This window comes from Streptomyces sp. BoleA5 (genome assembly GCF_000373665.1).
Classification (GTDB): Bacteria; Actinomycetota; Actinomycetes; order Streptomycetales; family Streptomycetaceae; genus Actinacidiphila.
Genome location: NZ_KB892144.1, coordinates 1 through 6,828, shown reverse-complemented (window position 1 = coordinate 6,828; position 6,828 = coordinate 1). Strand labels below are relative to the sequence as shown.

Genomic DNA, 6,828 nt, shown 5'->3' with positions numbered 1-6,828 from the left:
CTCAGTAGCCGAAGAAGTGACCCGGGGGTCTGCTGACCTGGGGCCGCCTAGACGATCAACGCTGTGACCTGCGGCCGAGTGGTCAGCGGTTGTCAGCGTTGGTCGTCGTTGTGCTGCCTCGGACGGCCCACAGACGGCCCAGGCAGGGGTGGCTGTCGAGCTGTGTACCTCGGCTGCTTTGATCAGCTCATGCCCCATACTGATTATCCAACTAGCGGCAGATCCGAACGCTGGAGTCTGGCTGTTCCCTTCGGCGCGGTATCCGTCGGGTTCTGGTTCTGCTGTCCGTTCTGGATGCTTGTTTGGTTCGTTGCCTTGCCGCTTGGCCTGACGGGTCTGGTCCGGGGTGTCATTGAATATCGCGCCGCCTCACGTCAGGGTGCGAGCCGCGCGCAGCCCCTGACCGGGCTTGCGCTTTCGGCTGTGGGAGCAACGGCAGCCATCGCATACATGATCTTTTTGATTACCCACCCGGACCTGCCAATTCAGGAGTAGGTCGGTGAAGTTTCAACGGGCGAGTCAAGCCGCACACGGTCTTGAAAACCGTCGTGGCAGCGATGTCACCGTGGGTTCAAATCCCACACTCTCCGCAGTAGGCCGGCGAAGGCGCTGGACAGAAGGGGTGCCCCAAGACACGGGGGCGCCCCTTCTTCGTGCCCCATGGCACCGTGCTTCCCCCTGGTTTCCCGTCTGATCGGGCACGGAAGGGGCACGGACTGGGATGTCCTGCATGGTGGGTGCGACGGACTGGTTGAGTGCCGCTGATGGCGTGGACTTGGTGTGCGATTGCTCGTGGCGCTAGGTTCCCCGCGAGTCGATGCGGCAGAGGCTCCTTGGAGGCGGCATGTGGGACGGCCCGTTCTACCGGGTGAAGCGCGAAGACTACGAGATCTGCTTCCTGCCAAGGGAGGGCGAAGACCTGGAGGAGGTCTGCAACGTCGACATGTGGCTGACCTTCCCCGACGGTAATCGGTGGTCCGGGACGATATTTACCCTCGACGAGGTCCAGCGCCTGATGGACCGGTGGAAGGACACGGGCGAGTGCCTTGACGGCACGTACTTCTACTGCTGGGACGAACTCATCGTCCGCCATGCCGGCATCTCATCCATGGTTCGGGTGATCGATGACCTGGTCGTCACGGGCGATTACGAATGCGCCCTTCGCCCGATCGGACCGGAGAAAGACCTGGAAGACTGACTCCGGCCCTCGGCTCCTGGTGCCCCAGTTTGGAAGACTGAGGCTGCGAACTATGCCCCACTTGGGCAGAGGCTGACCTGCGGCAACGCGGCGCTTTCACTGCTGTTCCCCGTGGCTCCCCGCTCGGCACCGCCTCACCTGGCACGGCTGTGGCACGCGCGTTTCAGGATGGCTGCGCTTCGTCGTTCCAGGCGTAGACCCGAACGGGATCGAGGTGGAGTTCGCACGGCCCCATACAGTCGGCTGCGAGCGTGGCCAGACGTGAGCCGCACGGACAGCTCCGGTTGGGTCCGTGTGCGCCAGTTGGCCCGCAGCAACCGAGGTTGTTGTCCCCTTGGAGGAACGGTTGAAGGGTAGGCGCGTCCTCGGGGTGGATGACAACGGTGTTTGGCGGACCTGCCGACACCAATCGGTGGCTGTCGACCATGAGAAGCCTTCTCCCGGGTGGTTCAAGCTGCTCCCCCGTGCCTGCTGGAACGTAGGGTGCGCCCCAGGGCAACGGGTCAATCGCATAGTGACCCCGTTGCACCGTCGAATGATCCAGCCGAGACTTCTCGTCCCGGCCGTCGGCTGAGGGAGCTACCGCCGGAACACTCGACAGTTTTACGAGGTCGGGAGTGAGGGCGTCACCGCACTTCGAGCAGAAGAAGATCGTCAAGAGGCCAGTCCTTCGAAGCGTACCGAGGTCATCTTGCTCCCTTCCGCCCGTCAGTTCTTCTGGAAGTGGTGAGCCAGGTGCCCCACCTGCACGCCTTCGCACCCGCACCCTGCTGAGCTGCGTCGACGTGGCCGTTGGCTGTCATTCTTGGTCAACCTTGGTTCCCCTCGGACGGCCCGGAGGCGGCCCGAGTGAGGCACGGCTCCCGGCCGCGAACTCGGCGTGACCGTTGCCGCGCTCGCTGCAGTCAGGGCTTGCGGCGGTCTTGGCCTCGGGCTCGCTTTGCCGTCTCTCGCCCGTACTGGCCTGCCGCCAACGCGAGCCCAAACGCCAGGAGGAATCGCGTGAACACTTCGTCTTCGAAAGTCACGAAGATCAAGAGTGGCGCTATCGGGACCACCAAGTACCAGCCTGGATGGTTGTGCCACCTGGGCTTGTGTTTCATGTTCGCCTCCCCGGCGGAACTGTAGCGCGCGGGCGGTGTAGCGGCTTTGGGCGGGAGCTGGCATGGGGCGAGAGATCGGGGCCCGTACGCTGGCCGCGAATCGGGCTGGCTCCTTGCCTGCCCGCAGTAGCCCGATGTGGGCCCCGATCTTCGAGGCTCGCCCCATGGTGGCTGCCTAAAGCCGCGGAGCCGACCGCCCCAGTCACAGAGGGTTTCCTCTCAGCAACCCTTCGCCGTCTGGCGGGCGGCCGGCGGCCGGGCCGGAGCGGGGCGAAGACTGGAGCGTCGGGCCGAGGCGCCGGGCCGCGCGCCGCCGCGCTCTGCGCGGCGGGAGCGTCTTGATGAGGTAGGGAAACCTGTAACTGGTCCGGCTATGCCGGTCTACTCCAGGTCGTAGTCGGCTGCCAGCTCGCGGTCCGTGCCCATGAAGTCACGGGCGTACTCGGTCACTTGGCCGTGCTGGTCCCAGTAGTGGTTGGCCATGGTCAGCGCCAGGGCGCCGGCCTCTACTTCGAGGAGCTGGGCGATGTCCTCGGGAACGGGGCGGATCGACACCACGTCGCGCCGCTTGGTGGCCCTGCGGCCGGTTCGGTCCTCGATCAGTCCGAAGGTCATTTTGGGGAGTGGACCTGTCGAGATCAGTTCGGGGGCTGCCTCGGCCAGGTCGCCGGGGAGCCAGGACGTGGAGAGTGCGATCACTCCGTCGTCGTCCAGGTACCTGCGTCGCCGCTGGACCACGGGGGTGCCTTCGTCCACCTCCAGCGCGTCGGCGACCTCGGCGGTTGCCGGGACGAGTTCGGCGCTGACGATCTCCACTCGTTCGCCGGGGCGGAATCCGCTCCCGGTGGTGCGCTGCAACTGAAGGCGGTCGGGTCCTGTCGTGACCTTGCTCGGCATGCGTGCCACCGTCCCAATCCCAGTGATCGTCTCGGCGTACCCCTCTGCCCGCAGCACGGCGGCTACCCGAGTAGCCGTCCCGACCGAAACGCCTTCGTCGCGGATGATGTCGCGGACGGACGGAATACGGTCTCCGACCTGAATCTCGCCACGTTCGATCCTGCCCTTGATTTGGGCGGCAATGCGCCGATACGGGGGCAGTGCGGGCGAGGTGCCGGTCATTGTTTCGCTCCTGTTCTAAAGCACTTCAGTACACCCCTTGACTGGGGTTAGCGCTCTAGAACACTATAGAGCTGTCCCCGCCTATCCCGACAGACGCGGACAAGACAGAGGGCGCGGTGCCAGCCTGCCAGCAAAGTCACCGCGCCCATGGATTCCCCGAAGGGAAGTTCCATCATGCCTGCAACTCTCGCTGTCCGTCCCGCAAAGCGAGACGACGCCGCTGTCTGCGGTAGCTGCCAGGGCACCGGCGAAGAGCTCGACAACGACGGCTCGCTGACCGGCCTGCCCGGCGTCGTCCTCCCGTGCGGAGAATGCGGCGGTACCCACAACCTGCACGACCGGCCCGGCGAGCACTGCCCCTGCTGGGTACCGACCTGGGACCACAACGGCGGCCACACCGGCTGGGTACCGATCCCGCTGAACTACATCGAAGACGACAGCCCGCTGTTCACGGCCTGCATGCGCCACAACACCACCGTCCGCGCCGCCCTGTCCACCGGCCCGATGGCGGTGGTCGCGTGACCCTGACGCCTGTTGCCCCGGCGGCTGTGGCTGATGCTGCGGCCGCCTGCGGCACCGACCCCCGCACGCTCCTCGACGCGCTGCGGCTCGCGAATGATCCGGGCTTCGAGCGGTGGCGGGAGCAGATCCAGCGCACCGGAGGCTGTGCCGACCCGATCCACCTGCAAGGGCTCACCGTCACCCGCGACGCCAAGTCCGGCCAGGTCCTCTACTCGTACTCCACCGATGGCGAGCCGGGGGGCCGGTTACGGGTGGCCTGCGGCAACCGCCGTGCCTCGCGCTGCCCCTCGTGCGCCTGGACTTACGCCGGGGACACCTTCCACCTCATCCGGGCCGGGCTGACCGGGGATGAGCGCAAGGACGTGCCGGTGGCGGTCCGCACGCACCCGAAGGTGTTCGCCACGCTGACCGCGCCGTCGTTCGGTCCGGTCCACAACCGCCCCGACACCGGCCGCTGCCGCTGCGGCACCGCCCACAGTGAGCACGCCCCCGAGATCGGTACCCCGCTCGATCCTGACCGGTACGACTACGCGGGTGCGGTGCTGTGGAACAACCACGCAGGCGACCTATGGCGGCGCTTCACGATCTACCTGCGCCGGGAGATCGCCGCCCGCGCCGGACTCTCCCAGAGCGCCATGAAGGAGGTGTGCCGGGTTTCGTTCGGCAAGGTCGCCGAGTACCAAAAGCGTGGGGCCGTGCACTTCCACGCCATCGTCCGCCTCGACGGCCCCGGCGGCCCGGAGGACGTCCCGCCGTCGTGGGCGAGCGTGGCCCTGTTGGATGCCGCGATCCATGCCGCTGCGGCGCGGGTCTCGGTTCCGGTCCCGGCCGCCGGCCCCCTCCCGGCCCGGGATCTGCGCTGGGGTTCGCAGGTCGATGTCCGCCCGATCGGCTCGGACGACGGCCAGGAGCTGACCGAACAGGCCGTCGCCGCCTACGTGGCCAAGTACGCCACCAAGGCAGCCGAGACCACCGGCACCGTCGACCGCCGGGTCGGCAACCGCGAAGCCCTCGACCTGTTCGACCTGCCTACCCACACCCGGCGCCTGATCGAAGCCTGCTTCGACCTCGACCCGCACTATCCGGACCGCAAGCTGCGCGCCTGGGCCCACATGCTGGGCTTTCGCGGGCACTTCTCCACCAAGTCCCGCCGCTACTCCACCACCCTGGGCGCGCTGCGCCAGGTCCGCGCCGACTACCGCGCCCGGCAGGAACGGCGTGAGCGCGGGCTTCCCGATACTGACGACTCTTTGGAGGGCTCCACGCTCGTGCTCGCCCACTGGACCTACGCCGGACACGGCCACACCCCCGGCGAATCCTGGCTCGCCGCCACCATCGCCCGCGACATCCGCAGCAACCGCGACACCGCCCGCGAAGCCCTCGCCGACCTGCCCGACGACGACATGGGGGAGTGGTGACCATGGCCCGTCCGCTCCCCGCCCGCTTCCTGACCCCGGTGGACCTGGCCGACCTCCTGGGCGTGCCGCTGGAGACCGTCTACCAGTGGCGCCGCAAGGGCACCGGTCCCCGCGGATTCCGGGTCGGCCGGCACCTGCGCTACGACCCCGAAGACGTCCGGCGCTGGGTGGCCGACCTAATGGAGGGGGCTGCCTGATGGCCGGACACATCCAAGACCGCTGGTACAAGACGATCGACGGTCCGCACGGCAAGTCCATCAAGGAGAAGACCGCCCGCCATGGCACGGGCCTGCGCTACCGCGCCCGCTACGTCGGCCCGGACGGCACCGAGCGCAGCAAGTCATTTCCCGACCGGCAGAAGCGCAAGGCGGAAGCTTGGCTGTCGAACGTCGAGGCCGACATGTCGCGGGGGGACTACATCGAGCCGTCCGCAGGCAAGGTGACCTTCGCGCAGTACGTCTCTGGATGGCTGCGAACTCAGACGACGGACCCGGCCACGCGAGAATCGGTGGAGATGCGCCTCAGGCGACACGCCGTTCCGTACCTCGGCCCGCGCCCGCTGGCGTCGTTCCAGCCTTCGCACATCAGGCTGTGGATCCGCGCTCTGGAGGACGCGGGTCTTTCGGCTGCGTACAGGCGCGGGATCTTCGCTCACGTCTCGACCGTTTTCACGGCCGCCGTGGAAGATCGGGTCATCCGGGACAACCCGTGCCGATCGCGCTCCGTGAAAGCACCCCGGCTCGATCCGCAGAAGGTCAAGCCCTGGACCTGGGACCAGGTCGCGGCCATCCGGGTGGAACTGCCTGATCGCTATGAGGCAATGATCGAACCGAGTGCGGGCTGCGGGCTTCGACAGGGAGAAGTCTTCGGCTTGGCCGTGGAGGAGGTCGACTTCCTCGGGGGAGTGCTGCACGTGGTCCGTCAGGTCAAGCTGCTGGCCGGCGGCCCGGTATTTGCTCCGCCCAAGGGGGGCAAGGTCCGGGACGTGCCGCTGCCTGAGTCGGTCGCTCTCTCGCTGGCCGACCACATCACGCGTCACCCGCCCGCCGAGATCACGCTGCCCTGGAAGACTCTGGGCGGTCCGCCCGTCACATCCACGCTCATCTTCACGAGCGCGGAGAGGCTGCCGCTCAACAGGAACCGCTTCAATCACCGCGTCTGGCGTCCGGCAGTGCGGGCCGCCGGCCTTCCGAGTGGGCGCGAGAACGGTATGCACGCGCTGCGGCACTTCTACGCGTCCGTGCTCCTGGACGCGGGGGAGAGCATCAAGGCCCTGAGCGAGTACCTCGGGCATCACGACCCCGGCTTCACGCTGCGGACGTACACGCACTTGATGCCAACGAGCGACACACGCACGCGGGCCGCCGTGGATCGCGTATTCGGCTACATGCCCGCGACTGACGACGGCCCGGAGACGGCCCGAGCCGTCTGACAGCTTTCTGACCTGCGGTTTTCTCAGTAGCCGAAG

The 6,828-nt window shown here is 67.3% G+C and carries 7 protein-coding genes and 1 pseudogene; 6 read left to right on the top strand and 2 right to left on the bottom strand.

The window, feature by feature from the left end:
• Nucleotides 1-189: 189 nt before the first annotated feature.
• Both B085_RS47810 and B085_RS0135725 read left to right on the top strand, forming a co-directional pair.
• A complete protein-coding gene (locus B085_RS47810; protein ID WP_078620219.1) occupies nucleotides 190-495 on the top strand; it encodes a hypothetical protein in 306 nt (101 codons plus the stop codon).
• 349 nt (nucleotides 496-844) lie between these two features.
• Nucleotides 845-1,198, top strand: coding sequence for a hypothetical protein (locus B085_RS0135725; protein WP_199789273.1), 354 nt, complete (start codon nucleotides 845-847; stop codon nucleotides 1,196-1,198).
• Between the two features lie 1,484 nt (nucleotides 1,199-2,682).
• On the opposite strand, the gene B085_RS0135720 is transcribed toward B085_RS0135725, so the two are convergent.
• Both B085_RS0135720 and B085_RS51770 read right to left on the bottom strand, forming a co-directional pair.
• Nucleotides 2,683-3,198 (bottom strand): UTRA domain-containing protein, encoded by a 516-nt coding sequence (locus B085_RS0135720; protein ID WP_324603896.1) that lies wholly within the window; start codon nucleotides 3,196-3,198, stop codon nucleotides 2,683-2,685.
• 21 nt (nucleotides 3,199-3,219) lie between these two features.
• Nucleotides 3,220-3,420: pseudogene (locus B085_RS51770) on the bottom strand (GntR family transcriptional regulator); the annotation flags it as partial.
• Nucleotides 3,421-3,594: 174 nt separating this feature from the next.
• On the opposite strand from B085_RS51770, the gene B085_RS46100 reads away from it, so the two are divergent.
• Genes B085_RS46100 through B085_RS0135700 form a run of 4 tightly spaced genes read left to right on the top strand, consistent with a single transcriptional unit; the run spans nucleotide 3,595 to nucleotide 6,792 of the window.
• Nucleotides 3,595-3,942 carry a hypothetical protein gene (locus B085_RS46100; RefSeq protein WP_018563391.1) on the top strand — a complete coding sequence of 116 codons (348 nt, stop codon included), beginning with the start codon at nucleotides 3,595-3,597 and terminating at the stop codon, nucleotides 3,940-3,942.
• Nucleotides 3,943-3,968: 26 nt separating this feature from the next.
• A complete protein-coding gene (gene repSA / locus B085_RS0135710) occupies nucleotides 3,969-5,360 on the top strand; it encodes a replication initiator protein RepSA (RefSeq protein ID WP_018563390.1) in 1,392 nt (463 codons plus the stop codon).
• 2 nt (nucleotides 5,361-5,362) lie between these two features.
• Nucleotides 5,363-5,557, top strand: a complete 195-nt coding sequence (locus B085_RS0135705; protein ID WP_026251786.1) for a helix-turn-helix transcriptional regulator — start codon at nucleotides 5,363-5,365, stop codon at nucleotides 5,555-5,557.
• A complete protein-coding gene (locus tag B085_RS0135700; protein WP_018563388.1) occupies nucleotides 5,557-6,792 on the top strand; it encodes a tyrosine-type recombinase/integrase in 1,236 nt (411 codons plus the stop codon). Before B085_RS0135705 ends, B085_RS0135700 begins: the two co-directional genes overlap by 1 nt.
• The last annotated feature ends 36 nt before the right edge of the window (nucleotides 6,793-6,828 follow it).

Excerpts from the sequence above, each read along its gene's own strand:
- B085_RS0135725 (WP_199789273.1), top strand. The coding sequence starts at position 845 with ATGTGGGACGGCCCGTTCTACCGGGTGAAGCGCGAAGACTACGAGATC.
- B085_RS0135705 (WP_026251786.1), top strand. The coding sequence starts at position 5,363 with ATGGCCCGTCCGCTCCCCGCCCGCTTCCTGACCCCGGTGGACCTGGCC.
- B085_RS0135700 (WP_018563388.1), top strand. The coding sequence starts at position 5,557 with ATGGCCGGACACATCCAAGACCGCTGGTACAAGACGATCGACGGTCCG.
- B085_RS0135720 (WP_324603896.1), bottom strand. The coding sequence starts at position 3,198 with ATGCCGAGCAAGGTCACGACAGGACCCGACCGCCTTCAGTTGCAGCGC.
- B085_RS47810 (WP_078620219.1), top strand. The coding sequence starts at position 190 with ATGCCCCATACTGATTATCCAACTAGCGGCAGATCCGAACGCTGGAGT.
- B085_RS46100 (WP_018563391.1), top strand. The coding sequence starts at position 3,595 with ATGCCTGCAACTCTCGCTGTCCGTCCCGCAAAGCGAGACGACGCCGCT.